We start from the raw sequence: 19,319 nt of genomic DNA on the forward strand, positions 1-19,319 counted from the left end.
GTGATGTTATCTTTTGTTCTTCCAGTAAATTCTATGGCATTTACGAAAGATTTTAACTATTGCCTGATCAGTTTGTACTCAATCGACAAATTGTTGGATAATGTACCCAAAGAGGCACAACGCTGCTTATATTAGTGCCAGAGGAACAATTTGCGCAGTACGCTGTCGCATTTCAGAGATCGCTTTCACACGGTTACAAAAGACAACGTTAAACGTTAGGTATACGAGCACCATGATACTAGACATTCTCGAATACCCAGACCCTCGCCTGCGTACCATTGCCAAACCGGTAAATGAGGTCACAGACGCCGACCGTACCCTAATCGACGATATGTTCGAGACCATGTACGATGCGCCCGGTATTGGTCTGGCTGCCACCCAAGTAAACGTTCACAAGCAAATCATCGTTATGGATTTGTCTGAAGACAAGAGCGAACCAAGGGTGTTCATCAATCCATCGGTTGAAGTGCTGGATGGTGATCTTGAAGCCATGCAGGAAGGCTGCTTGTCAGTTCCCGGCTTTTATGAAGACGTAGAACGGATAGAGCACTGCATTATCCGCGCAAAGGATCGCGACGGAACGCCCTTCGAAATCGAAGCGCGCGGCCTATTGGCGGTGTGTATCCAACACGAAATGGACCACCTGAACGGCAAGCTGTTTGTCGATTACCTGAGCAACCTCAAGCGCACCCGCATTCGCAAGAAGCTGGAAAAACAGCAAAAGCAGAGTGCGTGAACATTGCCTGAACAGCGCGTGAGAACCCTGTAACAAGCATCGGACCGGGCCCTGGCCCGGTCTTTTCGTATTCAACGGAACAGAGACCCAATACCGTGCGACTTGTTTTTGCTGGCACCCCGGATTTTGCAGCTACCGCTCTTACAGCCTTGCTGGGCACCCATCACACCATCGTAGGCGTGTATTCCCAGCCAGACCGGCCAGCTGGCCGTGGCCGCAAACTTCAACCCAGCCCGGTAAAACAGGTCGCCCTGGATAACGCCATTCCGGTATACCAGCCCGAAAGCCTGAAAACCCCGGAAGAGCAGCAGGAACTGGCAGATCTGCAACCCGACGTGATGATTGTTGCCGCCTACGGGTTGATACTGCCTGAAGCCGTATTGGCCATTCCGTCTCACGGCTGCCTCAACATTCACGCTTCTTTACTGCCCCGCTGGCGTGGCGCCGCACCTATCCACCGAGCCATTGCCGCCGGTGATGAACATACCGGCATAACCATTATGCAGATGGACAAAGGCCTGGATACTGGCGCCATGCTGTTGAAAACCCGAACCGCAATTGAATCAACGGATACCGGCGGCAGCCTCCACGACCGCCTTGCCGAGTTGGGTGGCCAGGCCATTATTGACGCACTGGCACAGCTGGAGAAGGGCGAGCTTAGTGGCAACGTTCAGGACAACCAACAGGCCTGCTACGCCCATAAGCTATCCAAGGAAGAGGGCCATATTGACTGGACCCAAAGCGCGGCCATCATCGAGCGCCTGGTTCGGGCCTTTAATCCCTGGCCCGGCACCTTTACCGATCTGGAACAACAACGCTTGCGAATACACGAAGCGAGCGCCACCGATGAGCACAGCCAGAAACCGGCAGGCACGGTAATACGGCGGGAGCGAGAGGGGATTGACGTGGCCTGCGACACAGGCACTTTGCGCATCACCCGGCTACAATTGCCTGGCTCACGCGCCCAAAGCGTGAACGACCTGATTAACGGCGGCAAGCACCTGCTGCTGCCCGGCCAGGAGCTCAACTGACATGGGCGACCAGAGCCGACCCATGCGCGCAGTTGCCGCCAGTGTTTTATTGGCGGTAGAGAACGGCGAGTCGCTATCGCAATGCCTGCCGCCAGCTCTGCAAAGCCTTGCGCCCAACGAGCGCCCGGTACTTCAGGCGCTTTGCTATGGCACCTGCCGCTGGTTTCATCGGCTCGACAGCGAACTGAACGACCGGCTAAAGAAGCCCCTTAAGAAACCCGATCGCGTTATTCATCACTTGATGATGGTGGCGCTATTCCAGTTGCGTTTCAGCCAACAAGCTAACTACGCCGTGTTGAACGAATCTGTAGAAGCCTGCCGCGCCCTCGACAAACCTCACCTGACAGGTCTGGTGAATGGTGTGTTGCGTTCGGCTGAGCGTGAAGGTGCGCCAGAACCAACAACGGACGCCAGCCGCTTCAGCCATCCGGTTTGGATGGTGAAAAAACTGCGTCATAACTGGCCAGATAACTGGCAGCAAATTCTGGAAGCCAATAACGCCCAAGCTCCCATGACACTGCGGGTAAACGCCCTGCGATTTAGCCGTGATGAATATCTGGCACTATTAAACGAAGCCGGCATTGAGGCGACCGCTACCCGTTTTGCGCCCTACGGCATCCAACTCAGCCACCCGGTACAGGTAGATCAGTTACCCTGGTTTGCCGACGGCGCAGTCAGCGTTCAGGACGAAGCGGCTCAGTTATGCACAACTCTGCTCGATTTGGCTCCGGGACAACGGATTCTGGATGCCTGTGCCGCACCCGGCGGAAAAACCTGTGCAATTCTGGAAAACCAATTGGAGCTGGCAGAAGTCGTGGCCATCGACGAATCTGCCGCGCGCTTGCCACGGGTGCAGGAAAACCTCGACCGTCTGGATCTTCGGGCCAGCCTGCTGCAGGCAGACGCCGCAAACACGGAGCAGTGGTGGGACGGCCAACCTTTTGACCGCATTCTGCTGGATGTGCCCTGCAGTGCAAGCGGCGTGATACGACGCCACCCGGATATAAAACTACTTCGCAGGGAAACCGACATAGTGCCGCTGGCAGCCATACAGCTCGGGCTTCTGGCGGCCATGTGGTCGGTGCTCAAGCCGGGCGGGCGCCTGCTCTACGCAACCTGCTCCGTGTTTCCCCAGGAAAATCACCGTATAATTCAACGGTTTCTGAAAAAACAGGCTGATGCTGTTCTTGCAACGCCAGACGTTCAGTGGGGATGCGACATGGGCGCAGGGCGACAGCTTCTCCCGGACCCGGTCAGCCATGACGGCTTTTTCTATGCCGTACTGGAGAAACCCGAACTATGAAAATTCTAATCCTCGGTGCCGGCCAGGTAGGCGGTACGCTCGCTGAGAACCTCGCCAGCGAAGCCAACGATATAACCGTCATCGACACAGATGCGGTGCGGCTCCGGGAGCTTCAGGATCGTCTGGACATTCGCACCGTGCAGGGCAATGCCTCCTACCCATCGGTACTGAACCAGGCCGACGCCGACGACGCCCACATGTTAATCGCCGTCACCAACAGCGACGAAACCAACATGGTCGCCTGCCAAATCGCCAGCATTTTATTCAACACGCCCGCCAAAATCAGTCGTGTAAGGGCCAGTGACTATTTGGCTAGCAGTAAAAAACTGTTTGGCAAAGACGGCGGTTTTCCCATTGACGTAATGATCAGCCCTGAGCAGCTGGTTACCCGGCACATCACTCGCCTGGTTGAGTACCCGGGTGCCCTGCAGATACTGGAATTCTCCAAGGGCCTGGCCAGGCTGGTCGCCATTCGTGCCACCGAAGGCGGGCCGTTGGTGGGGCGGGAATTGTCTTATTTCCGCATGCATATGCCCAAGATTGATACCCGAGTGGCCGCCATTTTCCGTAAAGACCACGCCATCATGCCCAAGGGCAATACGGTGATAGAGGACGGCGATGAGGTGTTTTTCATCGCCGGCGCCAGCCACATTCGTTCGGTGATGAGCGAACTGCAGCCATTGGTAAAAACCTACAAGCGTATTTTTATCTGCGGCGGCGGAAATATTGGCCAGCGCCTGGCCGATACCCTGGAAAACCGGTACCAGGTAAAGCTACTGGATCGCAGTCATGAGCGCTGTGTACTGCTCTCCGAAAAGCTCCGCAAAACCGTTGTGCTGGAGGGCAATGCCGCAGACAAGGATATACTGCTGGAAGAAAACATCGAAAACACCGACGTATTCATAGCCGTAACCAACGACGACGAAGCCAACATAATGGCTTCGTTATTGGCCAAACGCCTGGGCGCCCGCAAAGTTTTTACCCTGATCAACAATCCGGACTATGTCGACTTGATTCAAGGCGGCGAAATTGACGTAGCAATCTCGCCTCAGCAAACCACCATTGGCAGCTTGCTCACCCACGTGCGCCGAGGCGACGTTGTGAATGTTCACTCACTGCGCAGAGGGGCTGCGGAGGCCATCGAGGCGATTGCCCACGGCGATCACAAAACGTCCAGGGTCGTTGGCCGCCGACTGGATGAAATAAACTTGCCCCAGGGCGCAACCATTGGTGCCATCGTTCGTCACAACGAAGTGCTGATCGCCCACGATCACTTGCGGGTACAGCCAGACGACCACGTTATTATGTTCCTGGTAGACAAGTCCCGGGTGCGAGAGGTTGAAAAACTCTTCGCGGTTGGGCTTACGTTCTTCTAGTTCAAAATCAAGAGCATGAATCCCACTTAGAAATACCGCTTGGGCGCGCGTATAATACGCCTTTTTCAGCATGACCCTCTTCCGGGCACATTGAAGATTGGCTCCAGATTAAGTGGAAGAGCGGATACACACAGACCGAATCAGCAGGCGAGCGTAGTGATAGACAAGGCGACAAACAGCACAACTCCCGATATCAAGACCTTTCAGGGCTTGATTCTGGCTCTGCAGAATTTCTGGGCGCAGCATGGCTGCGTGGTACTTCAGCCGCTGGATATGGAAGTGGGCGCTGGTACCTTTCACCCGGCTACCTTCCTGCGGTCCATTGGGCCGGAAACCTGGAATGCGGCCTATGTACAGCCAAGCCGACGCCCCACAGACGGGCGCTATGGCGATAACCCCAACCGTCTGCAGCACTATTACCAGTTTCAGGTTGTGCTCAAGCCCTCCCCGGATAACTTTCAGGAAATCTACCTCGATTCGCTGCGGTTTCTGGGCCTCGACCCACTGGTTCACGATATTCGTTTTGTAGAAGACAACTGGGAATCGCCCACACTCGGCGCCTGGGGGCTGGGCTGGGAAATCTGGCTCAATGGCATGGAAGTGACCCAGTTCACCTACTTTCAGCAGGTGGGCGGCCTTGAATGCTATCCGGTTACCGGCGAGCTTACGTACGGCCTTGAGCGCCTTGCCATGTATTTGCAGAACGTCGACAGCGTGTACGACCTGGTCTGGACCCGGGGCCCGGAGGGCGTGGTCACCTATGGTGACGTGTTCCACCAGCAAGAAGTGGAGATGTCTACCTACAACTTTGAACACGCAGATACTGAGTTTCTGTTCCAGAGTTTTGATGTTCATGAGCGCGAAAGCGCCCGGTTGATAGACGCAGGCCTTGCTCTGCCGGCCTATGAACAGGTTTTGAAAGCATCTCACACGTTTAATCTGCTGGATGCCCGTCATGCCATCTCGGTCACCGAGCGCCAACGTTTTATCCTGCGCGTACGCACCCTGGCCCGAGCCGTTGCCCAGGCGTATTTCGACAGCCGCCGCAAGCTTGGTTTCCCACTGGCCAAAGACGATATTCGGGATGAAGTGCTGGCCATAGCCGCAGACAGCAAAGCGGGCAGCAAGAAAGGCAAAAAAGCGAAGCAGGCACAGCAGGTAGAGGGAAAGGCATAATCATGGCAACACAGGATTTTCTAGTAGAACTGGGCGTTGAGGAACTACCCTCCAAAGCCCTCAAACCTCTGTCTGAAGCCTTCACTCAGGGCATTGCCAAAGGCCTGGAAGAGGCAGGCATCGCATTCGATAAAGTCGAAGTGTTTGCCGCACCACGCCGCCTGGCGGTCCGCATTCGCGATCTGGCCGATGCACAACCAGACAAGCCTGTTGAAAAGCGCGGTCCAGCCGTGAAGGCAGCTTTCGACGATTCCGGTAACCCAACACGGGCCCTGACCGGCTTCGCCACATCCTTGGGCGTAACACCAGACCAACTCGACACTCTGGAAACCGACAAAGGTGCATGGTTGGTTTATCGCACTATTGAGCAGGGCAAGCCAACAGTCGATCTGATGTCCGGGCTGGTAGAACAGTCGCTGGCGGCACTGCCTATTCCCAAGCGCATGCGCTGGGGTGCGCACCGCACCGAGTTTGTGCGCCCTGTCCATTGGCTGGTGATGCTGTACGGCAACAAGGTGATTGATGCGCCCATCATGGGGCTAACGCCCGGCAACAAAACCCTGGGCCACCGCTTCCACTGTCCCAAGGCGCTGATTATCCCAACGCCAGCAGATTACGAGGTTGTCCTTGAGCAGGAAGGTTATGTGATCGCCGACTTCGCCAAGCGTCGTGAGCAAATCCGGGCCGGCGTCAGTGCCCTCGCCAAGGCCGAGGCGGGCGGCAACGCAGTCATCAATGAAGACCTTCTGGATGAAGTAACCGGCCTGAACGAATGGCCGGTGCCGCTGATGGGCCGTTTCGACAAGCGCTTTCTGGAAGTACCTGCAGAAGCACTGATTTCGTCCATGGAAGAACACCAGAAGTACTTCCATGTGGTGGACGACAACGGCGATATGCTGCCGCTGTTTATTACCGTAGCCAACATTGAGAGCAAAGACCCCTCTCAGGTTGTCTCCGGTAACGAAAAGGTGATCCGCCCGCGCCTGGCAGATGCCGCGTTCTTCTATGAAAACGACCGTAAAACCCGGTTAGAAGATCGTGTGGAACGGCTCAAGCCGATTGTGTTCCAGGAAAAACTCGGCAGCGTTTACGACAAAGCGGTTCGGGTGGCAGCTCTGGCCAATAAAATCGCCACCGCCATCGGCAGTGACCCGGCTCTGGCCGAGCGCGCCGCCATGCTGGCGAAGACGGATCTGGTCACAGAAATGGTACTGGAGTTCAGCGACCTTCAGGGCATTATGGGCCAGTACTATGCCGCCGACGATGGCGAACCGGCCGATGTAGCAAAAGCCATGAACGAGCAGTACATGCCACGCTTCGCCAAAGACAGCCTGCCCACAACCCTGACCAGCTGTGCGCTCGCCATCGCAGATCGCCTGGATTCACTGGTTGGGCTATTCGGCATTGGCCAGCCGCCTTCCGGTACCCGCGACCCGTTCGCCCTGCGCCGCGCGTCCTTGGGCGTGTTGCGCATCATCGTAGAGCGGGAGCTGCCGCTGGATCTGCAAACCTGCTGCGAATGGGCAGAAGAAAACTTCACCGGGCTGAGCGCTGAGAATACCGCCTCCAACGTGGTGGATTACATGCTAGAGCGGTTCCGTGCCCATTATGACGAGCAGGGCATTGGTGCAGAGGTGTATCTTGCCGTTCACGCTCGCCGGCCAACCCGCCCGCTGGATTTCGATCGCCGCATAAAGGCTGTAGAAGCTTTCCGCCAGCTACCGGAGGCTTTGGCCCTGGCCGGTGCCAACAAACGTGTATCGAACATCCTGGCCAAGCAGGGCGGCGATAGTGTGGGCGAAGCTGTAAACGACGGCCTGCTGCAGGATGCCGCCGAAAAAACGTTGGCCACAAAGGTTGAGCAACAGGCAGACAAGGTACTGCCACTGTTCGAGCAGGGCGACTACGCCAATGCGCTGCAATCGTTGGCGAGCCTGCAGGAACCCGTAGACAGCTTCTTCAACGACGTGATGGTTATGGCCGAGGATGAAGCTGTGCGGGATAACCGACTGGCATTGCTCAACCGTCTGCACAACCTGTTCCTGCGGGTTGCGGACATCTCACTGTTGCCTGCCGCTGGCTAACCATGCTCATCATCCTCGACCGGGACGGGGTCATTAACCAGTACAACGGCAGCTACATCTGCTCTGTAGATGAATGGCTCCCCATTCCCGGCAGCATCGAAGCGGTGGCACGGCTTTACAAAGCCGGCCACCGACTTGCTATCGCCACCAACCAATCCGGTATAGCTCGTGGTTTCTACGGCGCAGACGTGTTGGACAGCATGCACCAAAAAATGGCACAACTGGTGGAAGCGCAAGGCGGCCATATAGATTTCATCGCCTACTGCCCACACCATCCTGATGAGCACTGTGGTTGCCGCAAGCCGCTCACCGGCCTGCTGGACCAGATTCGGGACCACTTACAGCTAAGCACTCTGGAGGGTGCCGTAATGGTGGGTGATAGCCGCAAGGACCTGGAGGCGGGCCTTGCGGAAAACTGCCAAACGGTACTGGTGCGCACCGGCAACGGAAAGTACACCGAGCAAGACCTTCAAACCCGGCCAATACCCGGCGCAAGCGTGATCACTCACGACAACCTCAGGGCTTTTGCAGATGCGGTTTTATTGGCTGAGGGGCTGGAAAAAAAATGAGTGAAACCGTATACTAACGACTGTTAGTCGGCGTGTGGCGCAGCTTGGTAGCGCACTTCGTTCGGGACGAAGGGGTCGCAGGTTCGAATCCTGCCACGCCGACCAACCTCCCGCTTTACCTGCTTTAACCTCACCCTATCTGTCGCCATTCACTCCTGTTATTTTTGTATCTATAGTAAGTCTGCTAATGTTCTGAGCTTAAGCTGAAACGGAGGGATGCGTTGAAATCGGAAACAGTGCACAGGTCAGGCAATTTTGGTTTTCTGGCCGAACACGATTCGCTGTTTGTGGAACTTGCCGAAGCTGCAGAACGTGCTTTTTCCAGCGACCCCAACACCACCCTCATCAAACTCCGCCAGCTTGGCGAAGCCATGGCCCAGCACTTGGCCGCCCTCTGTGTCATTGAGTTTGACGAGCAAACCAGCCAATCCGATCTGCTCTACGATGCCTTCAAAGATCTCTACAACGGCCAGTACAACGAAGCCGCCGTAGCCAAGATCACCGGCCAGAGCGATAAAGTGGATCAACTCATCCGCCGCTACAAAAACGAACGCTACCCCAACATTGCCATCACCGTAGACCTGCTGACCACCGGCATAGACGTACCCCATATCTGCAAGATGTGAACACCATGAAGCCCTTGGTGAAAGACCCCAACATCACCCTGGAACAGCTGGTAGACGAACTCACCGACGAAGAGCAGCTTGAAAAAGCCTTGAACAGCCCCGGCGAGTTACCGGACGAAAGCCAGGCCGACGTAGTACTCAGCCAGCTCAGCCAAAAACTTATGCGGGTACTGCGCAAGGCCGACAACAAAGCCGAAAACCGCCCAGCCCTTAAGCAAAAACTGGACGAGCTGCAGCAAAGCTGGGGCGTCGAGCCCAAATCTCTACACCAACACCTACACCTACACAAACTCGGCCCGCGCCAAGCCTCAGAGTTCATCAAGCAACACAGTGGCTTGTTAAACCAGTTAGCCGAAGTGAAATCGCTGGTGGGCAGCGAAACCATGCCACTGATTTCCGATCACGAAGACGAGATTCGCGAACGCACCCAAAGCTGCGGCGTACACGCAAAACCCGAAGACTATCTGGACAGCTTCAACGAGTTCATCAAACGGCAACTCAACCAGTCTGCCTCCCTGGCGGTAGTGGTTAACAAGCCCCGCGACCTCACTCGCGAGCAGTTACGAGAGGTGAAACTGCTATTGGACAACCACGGCTACTCCGAAGCCCGCCTGCAAAGCGCCGTGCGCAACCAGACCAACAAAGACATAGCCGCCAGCATCATCGGCTATATCCGCCACGCAGCCCTCGGCGAAGCCCTGATTCCCTTCGAAGAACGCGTAGCCAAAGCCATGGACCGCATTCTCACCCAACACAGTTGGACCCCGAATCAGCGCAAATGGCTGGAACGGCTGGCTAAGCAGCTAGTGCACGAAGTCATCATCGACCGGGAGTTTGTGAACACCCGCTTTGCTGATGATGGCGGCGCCAGGCAAATGGACAAGATTCTGGGGGCGCAGCTGGATACGGTGCTGGAAGAGTTGAATGAGGCGATGTGGCCTGAGAAGAGTGCCTAGAACATGCATAGATTTTGCGTTTTTCTACATCCGTGACATGTCACATATATAGAAAACTGCAGTTTCCTTTGCATATCCTCCCCGACATGTATAGATTTTTGGCTTTTCTATACACGAATTGAGAAAGGGATAGTCTGTGCTGCCAACGTTACCCTTAAAGCAGGTTGAACAGTGGGAATCCAGAACCGTGCTGAAAAAGGCGGCGGAAGCTCATCGCTACCTGGCGGAGCTGAAGGGCGTCGCCGCAACTATTCCCAATGAAGAAATACTGATCAACACGCTGACTTTGCAAGAAGCCCGGCACAGTTCCGAAATTGAAAATATCATTACCACTCAGGATGATCTTTATCGCGCCGTGGTAGCAGATGAAGCCAGTGTGTCGCCCGAAACCAAGGAAGTGCAGGACTATGCCACTGCACTAAGGGCCGGATTCCGAAGTGTTCGAAAATCCAGGTTGATTCGCCTGAATGACATACTTTTGATTCAGGAAACCTTGGAGAAAAATCGCGCGGGTCTGCGCAAACTTCCAGGAACCGCTCTGAAAAATCAGGGCACCGGCGAGGTGGTGTATGAACCACCCCAGTCGGCTCGGGAAATCGAAGACTTGATGACTAATCTGGTGGCGTACATCAATGATGACGAACTGTGCGATGCGGACCCACTGGTTAAAATGGCCATAATCCATCACCAATTTGAAAGCATTCATCCTTTCTACGATGGCAATGGCCGAACCGGACGCATCATTAACATGCTCTATTTGGTTGCAAAAGATCTTCTCGACCTTCCGGTGCTCTATTTGAGTCGCTACCTGATACAGACCAAAGCCGGCTACTACCGGGAACTGCAAGCCGTTCGCGATACAGGTGAATGGGAACCGTGGCTGCTCTATATGCTTGAAGGTGTTAGCCAAACTGCCCAACAAACTATCGCACTAATCGGCCAGATTCGGGAACTGATGCAGCATGCTAAGCACCGTATGCGGGACGAGTGCCCGAAAATTTACCGCCAGGAGCTTCTGAACAATCTGTTTAACCATCCTTATACCAAGATCGAGTTCGTGATGGAGGATCTGGCCGTCAGCCGAATCACCGCCACCAAGTACCTGGATGAACTGGTCAACATTGGCCTGCTGGAGAAAACCAAGGTGGGGCGAAGCAATTTCTACATCAACTCACCGCTGATGGCGCTGTTCCTCGAGCGCGCTTAACATTACCCGGAAGCATCCATGACCAACAACGACATAGTCCAAAAACTCTGGAACCTCTGCGACGTACTGCGGGACGACGGCATCAACTACTCGGATTACGTGACCGAATTGGTATTGCTGCTGTTCATCAAAATGGTCCACGAGAACACCGAAGCCGGCACCCTGAAAAAGCACCCACTCCCCGAAGGCTGCCGTTGGACCGACCTGAACGGAAAATCCGGTATCAACCTGCTGAACGACTACAAACGCATCCTGCTCAGCCTGTCCACCGGCAAGGATGGCGACGGCACCCTGGTGCACGACGACCCGCTGATCAGCGCCATCTACGCCGATGCCCAAACCCGCCTGCGGGAACCTCGGCACCTGGAGCAGATGATCAAAACACTGGATCAGATTGACTGGTTCAGCGCCCAGAAAGACGGCCTGGGCGACCTGTACGAAGGCCTGCTGGAAAAGAACGCCAACGAAACCAAATCCGGCGCCGGTCAGTACTTCACTCCCCGCGCCCTGATCAACACCATGGTGCGCTGCCTGAAACCCCAACCCGGCGAGCGCATACAGGACCCGTCGGCTGGTACGGCAGGCTTTTCGATTGCGGCCCACGAATACATCAAAAGCCAGACCGACGACCTCACCTACAAAACCAGCAACAAACAACTGGCCTTCTTGCAGCACATTTACCGCAACCTCAAACCCGGTGGCCGCGCCACTGTAGTACTGCCAGACAACGTACTGTTTGAAGCCGGAGTAGGCACAGACGTGCGCCGCGATTTGATGCACAAGTGCAATCTGCACACCATCCTGCGCCTGCCTACTGGCATTTTTACGCTCAGGGCGTGAAAACCAACGCGCTGTTCTTCACCAAAGGCAGTGAAACAGACAAGAATCAGGAAGAAAACTGCACCGAAACCGTCTGGGTATACGACCTACGCACCAACATGCCCAGCTTTGGCAAACGCACACCGTTCGGCGACCAACACCTAACTCCCTTCGAAGCTGTTTTCTCACCTTCTCAACCAACAGGGGAGTTCGCTTTTCCTCCCTCTCCCTTGACGGGAGAGGGCCGGGGAGAGGGTGAAAACCCCATTGCCCACCCCAAAAACCGCACCGAAGGCGAACACAGCTTCCACTCAGAAGAGGTGGCATTGCCCGAAAGCACCAGCGAAAACGAGGGAATAGACCCAAAACTCGCCCACAGCCGCTGGCGCAGCTTCAGCCGCCAGTGGATTGCTGAGAACAAGGGCGATTCGCTGGATATTTCCTGGCTGAAAGACAGTGACAGTGTGGATGCCCTGAAAGGCTCAGATCAGCCATACTTGAATACGTCATCACTAGGAACCTTCGAGATTTATGCGCCCGAATTAGAGAAGCAAACCGAAATCATCCACCAAGTAGACCAACTCTTCGCCCACGCCGACCGCATCGAACAACAGGTCAACAACGCCCTGGCCCGCGTTAACAACCTCACCCAGTCCATCCTGGCCAAAGCCTTCCGGGGAGAACAGTGCAGGGGCGTTGCTGGAGAGAATCAAAGCGGAGCGTGCGGCCATGAAGCCAGTGAAGAAAACCCGAAAGAAGGCGTCATCGTGATCCGGGTGCAGCCTTAGATCCCTGTAGCTTGGGTCCGGCCCGTTTTATTCGGATTAACTTCAAGGCCAGCTTTTTCATAAAAAGGTTTATAGAAGGGTGGTAGCGCACTCGCTACCTGGCGTGCTCCACCATAATCAACTCGGTTAAATCAAAGCCCTCCGCCACGGCGCGGGTTTTGAAAGTCGCCAGCGCCTGGCCATTCACTTCGGGCGTGCGCGACATCAGCCACAGGTAATCCCGCTTGTAGCCGGTAATGTAGGCGGTGGCGTATTGGCTATCCAATTCAAACACCACATACGACGCGTAGAAAGGCCCGAAAAAGGAGACTTTAAGGTGGCCCACGTCGCTGTCGCCCACGAACACCGCCCGGCCTTCTGCTTCCTGCCACTGGCCTTCTTCGGCGTTGTAGCCCCGATTGATGACCTTGATGCTGCCGTCGTCGTTCAGGCTGTAGTTGGCGGTCACCCTGCTGAGCCCCTCCTCAAAGGAATGATCCAGTCGGGCGATTTCGTACCAGGTGCCCAGATAGCGCTGCTGGTCGAAACCGGTAACCGGTTCAATATCCTGGGGCACTCCGGTGCAGGCGCTGAGTAAACACAATGCAGTTATGAAAACCAGAATACACTTCATCAAAACATCTCCTGAAAACGTCGGCGGGTTATCACCTTACCAAAGCGTGGTCCCGGATTTTCGGTTTAGCTGCTAAGCTCCAGATCGTCGCTGCCTACGTATGTATGGCGCAAATCAACCAAGGAGTTCACTATGATCGGATACGTTACGCTCGGTGTCAGTGATATGGATCGGGCCAAAGCCTTTTATACCAGCCTGCTGGGTGATCTTGGCGCCAAGGTGCTGATGAATATGGAACGGATTGCGTTTATTGGCAAAGACATGGGCTCGCCCATGCTGGCGGTGTGCACTCCGTTCAACGGCGAACCCAATCATCCCGGCAACGGCAGTATGGTGGCCATTCCGGCAGGCTCGAAAGAGGCTGTGGATGCGTTTTATCACAAGGCCATTGAACTAGGCGCCACCTGCGACGGCGAACCGGGGCAGCGTATTCCGGATATGTTCTACGGCGCCTATGTGCGCGATCCGGACGGCAACAAGGTCGCGTTCTTCGAGTTCGGCTAAGTGTGGAACGCCACCGCCAGGCCCAAACGACGAAAAAGCAGAGCATAAATAACCACCTAAGGCTATTTTAGTGACGGTACGGAAATGGTCAGCCTCGGTGTAGGTGCAGTAACCAAGGTCTGAGACGCTCAAGTGTCTGTTTGACAACCCGCTGGCACCAGACCAAAATTCGAAACACATCCGCTTCTTGGCAACATGCGCCTCGCTCGACGAACCAGCAGGGGCGCGGCACCTCTGAAGCATTCGTATTGCAGGAGAACCAAGGCGCTTTCCCGCATCATGGAATATGGGGAAAGGACATACCCTCTGTGGCCAAAGCTCTACCGACAGTTGAGATCATTGAGGTCATCCGCCGCTCGGAACACGGGATTACCAAGCCTTTTATCTGCAGGGGTAACGATGACAACTTCTACTTTGTCAAAGTATTGGCGCGGGCCGGGACAGTCAGATCAAAGAATGGATTTCAGGGAACCTAGCGCTGCACTTCGATATACCCATTGCCCCATTCAACCTTGTCACGGTGCCGGAAGAAATTCTTGAGGTTTTACCAGCTGATCATGCACGAGCCCTGGGAGCAGGACCAGCGTTCGGTTCTCTTGAAAGGCGCGTTACTGAAATAACCTATCCTCAAATTTCGGAGGTTCCACTAGAGACTAGAAAAGCACTTCTGTGTTTTGACTGGTGGATATCAAACGGCGACCGGTGCTTTTCTGAGAACGGTGGTAATCCCAATCTGTTCTGAGAGCCTGGAAAGCGGGAACTGATCGTTATTGATCACAACCAGGCTTTCGACCCTGAGGTCACTGCTGACACGTTTTTCTGCGATCCTATTTTTAATGATGTAGCTGCGGACATTGCGGATGATTTGATTGAGCGTCAGATCTACACTGACAGAATGGCCGAAACTTCGTAACCAAGGAGTATCAGGAGCGGCTCATGGAGAAGGGTATCAAGCGTCTTCTGGAGCAAGAAAACCTTGGTAAGCGCTACCATAAGCGGAAAGTGCAGGACAATATTTACAGTGTCTCATTTCCGTTTGTCGAAGAGCTGAATCAAAAGGCCGTGCGAGTGATCAAACCCTTGTTTCTGGGCCAGGCTGATTCAACCGCGATTATCGAGCACGGTGGCCACTGGCGACTGAAAGTTGAACAGCTGCAAAAGCGCAAGTTACTCCATGGCCCGATTCTGTTTCCGGTTAAAGGGCCCGAAGATACCAAGGCGGGTGACCATCGCCATGAGGCGTTTGAAGAAACCTTGCATAGCCTTGAGGGTGCGGGAATACAGCTGGCCGCCTACGAGGAAAACCGGAAGATTCTCGATTTTGCTGCTCAGGCCCTCCACTGAGAGTGCTGCCCCTACAGCAACCCCTCAATCGGCAAAAATGAGAATATCGACACCAGCATCCGCTTGAACAGCCCGCTGCCGGGGTCGTGGCTGTGGCGGATTTCCTCTTCGCCGTTGCGCTCTATCCACTGTAAGTCGCCCTTTTCATCCAGCACGACTTCATAGGCCGTTATCCGAACCTGCTCCTCGAAGTGGTCTTCCATTACCTGCGCAAGCTCAGGGCTTTCGATCACAAACCCCAACTCGGTGTTGATGTGCACCGATCGGGGGTCGAAGTTGAACGAGCCCACAAACAGACTTTCTCCATCAATGGCAAACGTTTTGGCGTGCAGACTGGAGGAGGAACTGCCCATCAGGCTGCTTTGCAGCCCTTTCTCAACGGAGTTGGCAGACAGCTTGCGCAACTCGAAAAGCTGCACACCCGCTTCCAGCAGGGGTTTGCGATATTTCGCGTAACCGGCGTGCACCATGGCTACGTCGTTCGCTTCGAGAGAATTGGTCAACACCCGCACCTCAACGCCCTTGCGCTCCAGGTTGCGGAACATTTCCACGCCGGTTTTGGTGGGTATGAAGTAGGGGGAAACCAGAGTCAACGAGTGCCTGGGGTCGCCCATGGCCTCGGCCATTTGCTGGCTCAGAAGGCCTTTTTTCGGTTTTTTGCCAAGCACTTTGGCTGGGTCGTCACTAATCATGGAAACCGGTGCCCAGGTGAGCGCCAGGTCGCCCGCCAACAGGTCCTGCAGAAACGCAGACTGTTCGATTGCGCACACATATTGACTGGCCTCGGAACTGGCGTTGCAGGTTCTGGCGGTTTCCACCACTTTTGCCAGATCCTCCTCATCCGCCTCATCCAGAATGCTCGCGGCAGGGTATGCCGAGGCGCTGGACCAGTAACGATCAAAGTCAGTGGAAAGTTCCTGCACCACAGGGCCGATTGCCAACACATCCAGGTCCGCAAACAACGCGCCCTGACCAGCCCCGAAGTATTCATCGGCCACATTGCGCCCACCAATCACTGCGGCCTGGTTATCAACCGTAAAAGACTTGTTGTGCATGCGGTGGTTCAGCCGCTGAAAACTGGTGATGTAGCCAATCCATTTGGGGCTGCGAACCACAAACGGGTTAAACAGTCGAACCTCAAAGTTCGGGTGGGTATTCAACGCAGCCAACGCGTCATCCAGCCCGGAGATACCATTGTCATCCAACAACAGCCGAACCCGAACCCCACGCTCGGCGGCCCGGTAGAGAACATCCAGCAACATGGTGCCGGTGATGTCGTACTGCCAGATGTAATACTGCACATCCAGTGTGGCTTCGGCGCTTTCAGCCAACAGTGCCCGTGCGGCGAACGCGTCGTGGGGGTTTTGAAGCAACGCAACGCCACTCTTACCAGGATGTGCCTGTTCTAGCGGCGTAATGGCACGTCCCAGACGCGTATTTTCGGCCTGGTCGGGCGGGTAAGTGTAGCAGTTCCCCCGCCGATTTTTAGATTCTTACAAAGACTATAGCCACAGAGTGAAAACAGCTCTCCAACCTGAATGTCAATGTTAAATACTTAAAAATTCCGGAAATATTCTTTTTATACAACACTTTAGCGACCAAAGTCACAAACTGCAAAAAGTAACAGAATATTCATATGCCTTTTTTAACGGGCCACTAAACTGCGCTACATTCCTAATAACCAAGGGGTTTTTAAAGTGCGTGGACACAAATTAATAGGCATGCTGTGCGCCTTAATTTTGACAGGCTGTGGTGAAGATGGCGGCGACATCAGAGGATGGGCCAGCAATAAAAGCGAAGTGGGTAGCGACAACGTTCGAGAGGTTAGCGACAGCGGCGGAGGGGTTAGCGACACCGGTGGAGCGGGCAGCGACAGCGGCGGAGAGAGTGGTCCTGAGGCCTCGCCCCCGAACATTACTGGAAGTCCGGCACCCGCGGTCGCTGAGCTACCATACCATTACCAACCCGTGTTAAAAACGAGTGCAAAGACGTTGCAGTTCCGCGCCACAGGCCTTCCCGATTGGGCGAACCTGGATGCCGCTACCGGTGAAATCAGCGGCACACCTGGCGCGGACGACGTAGCGGCATACACCCCGTACACACTCACGGTTACATCTGATGCCGGCAGTTCCACTCAGGAACAGGCGCTGCGGGTTCTGCCCACAGATACTTACCTCGGCGATGCCAAGGTACTTGCGTTTGACGCCATTGATTACGAAGGCAATGAACGAACATTACGCAATGATCTGTCCGGCGGGCTGCTGAAGGGCCAGGTCACCTTTGCCCAATCCCATACGGTGAAGCCCCATAACAATTTCGTGAGAGACGGGGGCGACGAAACCCAAAGCGTGTACACGCCGAAACCGGTTGCCCTGCGCGATGCCTTGTTGCTGTTCACACCGGATACGCAGGACACTCCGATTACAGTTGAAGTCACGGCAACTCTCAACGGTGAGCCGGCCGGTCGCTTCGTTATGAACCATCCCAACGCGCTACCAAGATCGGATTACTCTGGCCCACGTCGCGTTGAATACTCTACCCACGCCTGGAATGTGCGGCTGCCCTGGAATCTGATGCGCAATGGCCTGTCCTTGACCTTTACCGTGAACGGCGATGCCCCCGACGCGCTGACCGGCCGGCTGGTTGCGTCCGACATAGATATCGGTGACGCCAGCCAGCTGGTATTCCAGTCTATTCGGCTTGGCATGCTGACCCATGTCGATCGGAACTGGAAGCATTTTACCTTGAATGATCCCGTTATGGCGGCTACTGATTACTTCCAGAACCTGCCCGTTTCGAAGCTGGTGATGGGTAGCTACGCCGATATGGAGCTGGACAAAGTTATTATTGCCGATGGCACGATTTACACCGACAAAAGCGACTACGACAACGCTAGCATCTACGAAGGCGACATGCGGGAAAACGTTGCAAAATCCCAGGTCAGCATCGGTATTAACCAAGCAAGCTATGGCGTTACCAGCAACAGTATGAATCAGTCTTATTTCCATAACTTCAAGCAAATAACCAACCACCACGCCTGGGGCAATTATCAGAATGGGCGTCAAGAGCATGGACTCAGTGGTGGCAACGGGGCAGGTACTGTAACCGCTACTTTGGGTAACGAAGCAAGCCACGAATGGGGACACGCCTACGGGCTTGGCCATTATCCAGGCGGCGGGCTTACCGAGGACAGCCGCTGGCAGCGCCACCATGCAGACAGTAGTTGGGGCTATGTTGCCTACCGAAATCGTATGCGTAGCAATTTCGAAAATAATAGCTGGACTGCGGAGGCCCAGCCTGTTGGCTCCCATTTCATGGGACGTATTCGGTACTACAAAGACGCCATGTCAGGTGGCTGGGGCAGTTCCCCATTCTCTGAATATACGTTTTATACCGGCTACTCGGCGCGCATTATCCAAAACGATCTGGCTGGGTTCCCCATTCCGGATGAAACTTACGAAACCGGCTATAAAAAGTGGGATACACAGGCCGGCCAATACGAAACCCATCAGTTCGAGGCCTGGCGAAACGTTCTTGCTCCGGTGAAAACCGGCGTGCCTGTCGCGACGGTTCTGGGCGGTTACGACCCGGATGGCACCAACGCGGTTATCTACCCGGTATTCCACGGTAACTACGGCAACGTGTTTGATTTGCCAGAGCCGGATATGTCCCGCACAACCGGTATCTGTTGGGTTGATGTACAAAATGCCAGTGGTGAGCAAACACGCATCGAAGTGGCCGCTCAACGCCATAACGGCGGCACCATTAACCAACTACACGTCAATCTGGAGGCGTCCTTCCGCCCTACAGAAGCAACGTTGACCTGCCGCCGCGATGGCACGGATATTGAGTTGACCAAAACAACCTTTGATGGCGAGATCCCGGAACTGCCCCCGGTGGCCATTGTGGGCCAGGAACACGGCTACGAGCAGCTTCGTGACCTCGAAATCGCGAAATTGAACACCGCACTGGAAGCCATCGCAGCCGACAGCGTGCCGGTATTGCCGACAGATGCACAACGTTGGCTTGCCAGTTACTCTGCGGCTGACATGGCGGATGGGCTGAGCGAAACAGCAAAGCCGGTTCTTGCTCGCATTCAGAACACCAGTGACACTGTCATGCGAGCGCAGGCTCTGGTCAACCAGCAAGAAGCGGAAGGCGCAGCGGCTAACGATATTCAGGCTTTG

Annotated in this window: 15 protein-coding genes, 1 tRNA gene and 2 pseudogenes; 16 read left to right on the forward strand and 2 right to left on the reverse strand. The window is 55.0% G+C overall.

Annotated features, from left to right (window positions below; translation table 11 throughout):
• Window positions 1-232 precede the first annotated feature (232 nt).
• From def to ACTHYN_RS11165, 12 genes and pseudogenes are all read left to right on the forward strand, one after another.
• The gene (def, locus tag ACTHYN_RS11110; RefSeq protein ID WP_441812521.1) at window positions 233-736 is read left to right on the forward strand and encodes a peptide deformylase; all 504 of its coding nucleotides are present in this window, start codon (window positions 233-235) and stop codon (window positions 734-736) included.
• Window positions 737-831: 95 nt separating this feature from the next.
• On the forward strand, window positions 832-1,767 hold the full coding sequence (fmt, locus tag ACTHYN_RS11115; RefSeq protein ID WP_441812522.1) for a methionyl-tRNA formyltransferase: 936 nt from the start codon (window positions 832-834) through the stop codon (window positions 1,765-1,767).
• Window position 1,768: 1 nt separating this feature from the next.
• Window positions 1,769-3,070, forward strand: coding sequence for a 16S rRNA (cytosine(967)-C(5))-methyltransferase RsmB (gene rsmB, locus ACTHYN_RS11120; protein WP_441812523.1), 1,302 nt, complete (start codon window positions 1,769-1,771; stop codon window positions 3,068-3,070).
• Window positions 3,067-4,446, forward strand: a complete 1,380-nt coding sequence (gene trkA / locus ACTHYN_RS11125) for a Trk system potassium transporter TrkA (RefSeq protein ID WP_441812524.1) — start codon at window positions 3,067-3,069, stop codon at window positions 4,444-4,446. The genes rsmB and trkA overlap by 4 nt, the downstream gene beginning before the upstream one ends.
• A 156-nt stretch (window positions 4,447-4,602) precedes the next feature.
• A complete protein-coding gene (gene glyQ / locus ACTHYN_RS11130) occupies window positions 4,603-5,622 on the forward strand; it encodes a glycine--tRNA ligase subunit alpha (protein ID WP_441812525.1) in 1,020 nt (339 codons plus the stop codon).
• Window positions 5,623-5,624: 2 nt separating this feature from the next.
• On the forward strand, window positions 5,625-7,706 hold the full coding sequence (gene glyS / locus ACTHYN_RS11135) for a glycine--tRNA ligase subunit beta (protein WP_441812526.1): 2,082 nt from the start codon (window positions 5,625-5,627) through the stop codon (window positions 7,704-7,706).
• A gap of 2 nt (window positions 7,707-7,708) precedes the next feature.
• The gene (gene gmhB / locus ACTHYN_RS11140; RefSeq protein WP_441812527.1) at window positions 7,709-8,275 is read left to right on the forward strand and encodes a D-glycero-beta-D-manno-heptose 1,7-bisphosphate 7-phosphatase; all 567 of its coding nucleotides are present in this window, start codon (window positions 7,709-7,711) and stop codon (window positions 8,273-8,275) included.
• 28 nt (window positions 8,276-8,303) lie between these two features.
• Window positions 8,304-8,380 (forward strand) — tRNA-Pro (locus ACTHYN_RS11145).
• A 116-nt stretch (window positions 8,381-8,496) separates the two neighbouring features.
• Window positions 8,497-8,901, forward strand: coding sequence for a hypothetical protein (locus tag ACTHYN_RS11150; RefSeq protein ID WP_441812528.1), 405 nt, complete (start codon window positions 8,497-8,499; stop codon window positions 8,899-8,901).
• A gap of 5 nt (window positions 8,902-8,906) precedes the next feature.
• Window positions 8,907-9,857: a type I restriction-modification enzyme R subunit C-terminal domain-containing protein gene (locus ACTHYN_RS11155; RefSeq protein WP_441812529.1), complete on the forward strand. Its 951-nt coding sequence runs from the start codon at window positions 8,907-8,909 to the stop codon at window positions 9,855-9,857.
• A gap of 136 nt (window positions 9,858-9,993) precedes the next feature.
• Window positions 9,994-11,064, forward strand: coding sequence for a Fic family protein (locus tag ACTHYN_RS11160; protein ID WP_441812530.1), 1,071 nt, complete (start codon window positions 9,994-9,996; stop codon window positions 11,062-11,064).
• 18 nt (window positions 11,065-11,082) lie between these two features.
• Window positions 11,083-12,467, forward strand: a pseudogene (locus ACTHYN_RS11165) (N-6 DNA methylase); the annotation flags it as partial.
• Window positions 12,468-12,765: 298 nt separating this feature from the next.
• Here the strand turns inward: ACTHYN_RS11165 and ACTHYN_RS11170 are convergent.
• Complete coding sequence (locus ACTHYN_RS11170; protein ID WP_441812531.1) at window positions 12,766-13,284, reverse strand: lipocalin family protein; 519 nt, start codon at window positions 13,282-13,284, stop codon at window positions 12,766-12,768.
• Between the two features lie 132 nt (window positions 13,285-13,416).
• On the opposite strand from ACTHYN_RS11170, the gene ACTHYN_RS11175 reads away from it, so the two are divergent.
• From ACTHYN_RS11175 to ACTHYN_RS11185, 3 genes and pseudogenes are all read left to right on the forward strand, one after another.
• Window positions 13,417-13,788 (forward strand): VOC family protein, encoded by a 372-nt coding sequence (locus ACTHYN_RS11175; protein ID WP_441812532.1) that lies wholly within the window; start codon window positions 13,417-13,419, stop codon window positions 13,786-13,788.
• A 308-nt stretch (window positions 13,789-14,096) separates the two neighbouring features.
• Window positions 14,097-14,701 (forward strand): annotated as a pseudogene (locus ACTHYN_RS11180) (HipA family kinase).
• Between the two features lie 23 nt (window positions 14,702-14,724).
• Window positions 14,725-15,132, forward strand: a complete 408-nt coding sequence (locus ACTHYN_RS11185) for a hypothetical protein (RefSeq protein WP_441812533.1) — start codon at window positions 14,725-14,727, stop codon at window positions 15,130-15,132.
• Between the two features lie 11 nt (window positions 15,133-15,143).
• On the opposite strand, the gene ACTHYN_RS11190 is transcribed toward ACTHYN_RS11185, so the two are convergent.
• Window positions 15,144-16,505, reverse strand: a complete 1,362-nt coding sequence (locus tag ACTHYN_RS11190) for a phospholipase D family protein (RefSeq protein WP_441812534.1) — start codon at window positions 16,503-16,505, stop codon at window positions 15,144-15,146.
• Window positions 16,506-16,829: 324 nt separating this feature from the next.
• Here ACTHYN_RS11190 and ACTHYN_RS11195 point away from each other — a divergent pair.
• Window positions 16,830-19,319 (forward strand): M66 family metalloprotease (locus ACTHYN_RS11195; RefSeq protein ID WP_441812535.1); only part of this gene is annotated, 2,490 nt, incomplete at its 3' end.

The sequence above is a fragment of the Marinobacter sp. genome, from assembly GCF_052091845.1.
Taxonomy (GTDB): domain Bacteria; phylum Pseudomonadota; class Gammaproteobacteria; order Pseudomonadales; family Oleiphilaceae; genus Marinobacter.

What these genes read in the sequence shown, in the direction of transcription:
- def (WP_441812521.1), top strand. Translation starts at nt 233, where the DNA reads ATGATACTAGACATTCTCGAATACCCAGACCCTCGCCTGCGTACCATT.
- rsmB (WP_441812523.1), top strand. Translation starts at nt 1,769, where the DNA reads ATGGGCGACCAGAGCCGACCCATGCGCGCAGTTGCCGCCAGTGTTTTA.
- trkA (WP_441812524.1), top strand. Translation starts at nt 3,067, where the DNA reads ATGAAAATTCTAATCCTCGGTGCCGGCCAGGTAGGCGGTACGCTCGCT.
- glyS (WP_441812526.1), top strand. Translation starts at nt 5,625, where the DNA reads ATGGCAACACAGGATTTTCTAGTAGAACTGGGCGTTGAGGAACTACCC.
- gmhB (WP_441812527.1), top strand. Translation starts at nt 7,709, where the DNA reads ATGCTCATCATCCTCGACCGGGACGGGGTCATTAACCAGTACAACGGC.
- ACTHYN_RS11155 (WP_441812529.1), top strand. Translation starts at nt 8,907, where the DNA reads ATGAAGCCCTTGGTGAAAGACCCCAACATCACCCTGGAACAGCTGGTA.
- ACTHYN_RS11170 (WP_441812531.1), bottom strand. Translation starts at nt 13,284, where the DNA reads ATGAAGTGTATTCTGGTTTTCATAACTGCATTGTGTTTACTCAGCGCC.
- ACTHYN_RS11175 (WP_441812532.1), top strand. Translation starts at nt 13,417, where the DNA reads ATGATCGGATACGTTACGCTCGGTGTCAGTGATATGGATCGGGCCAAA.
- ACTHYN_RS11185 (WP_441812533.1), top strand. Translation starts at nt 14,725, where the DNA reads ATGGAGAAGGGTATCAAGCGTCTTCTGGAGCAAGAAAACCTTGGTAAG.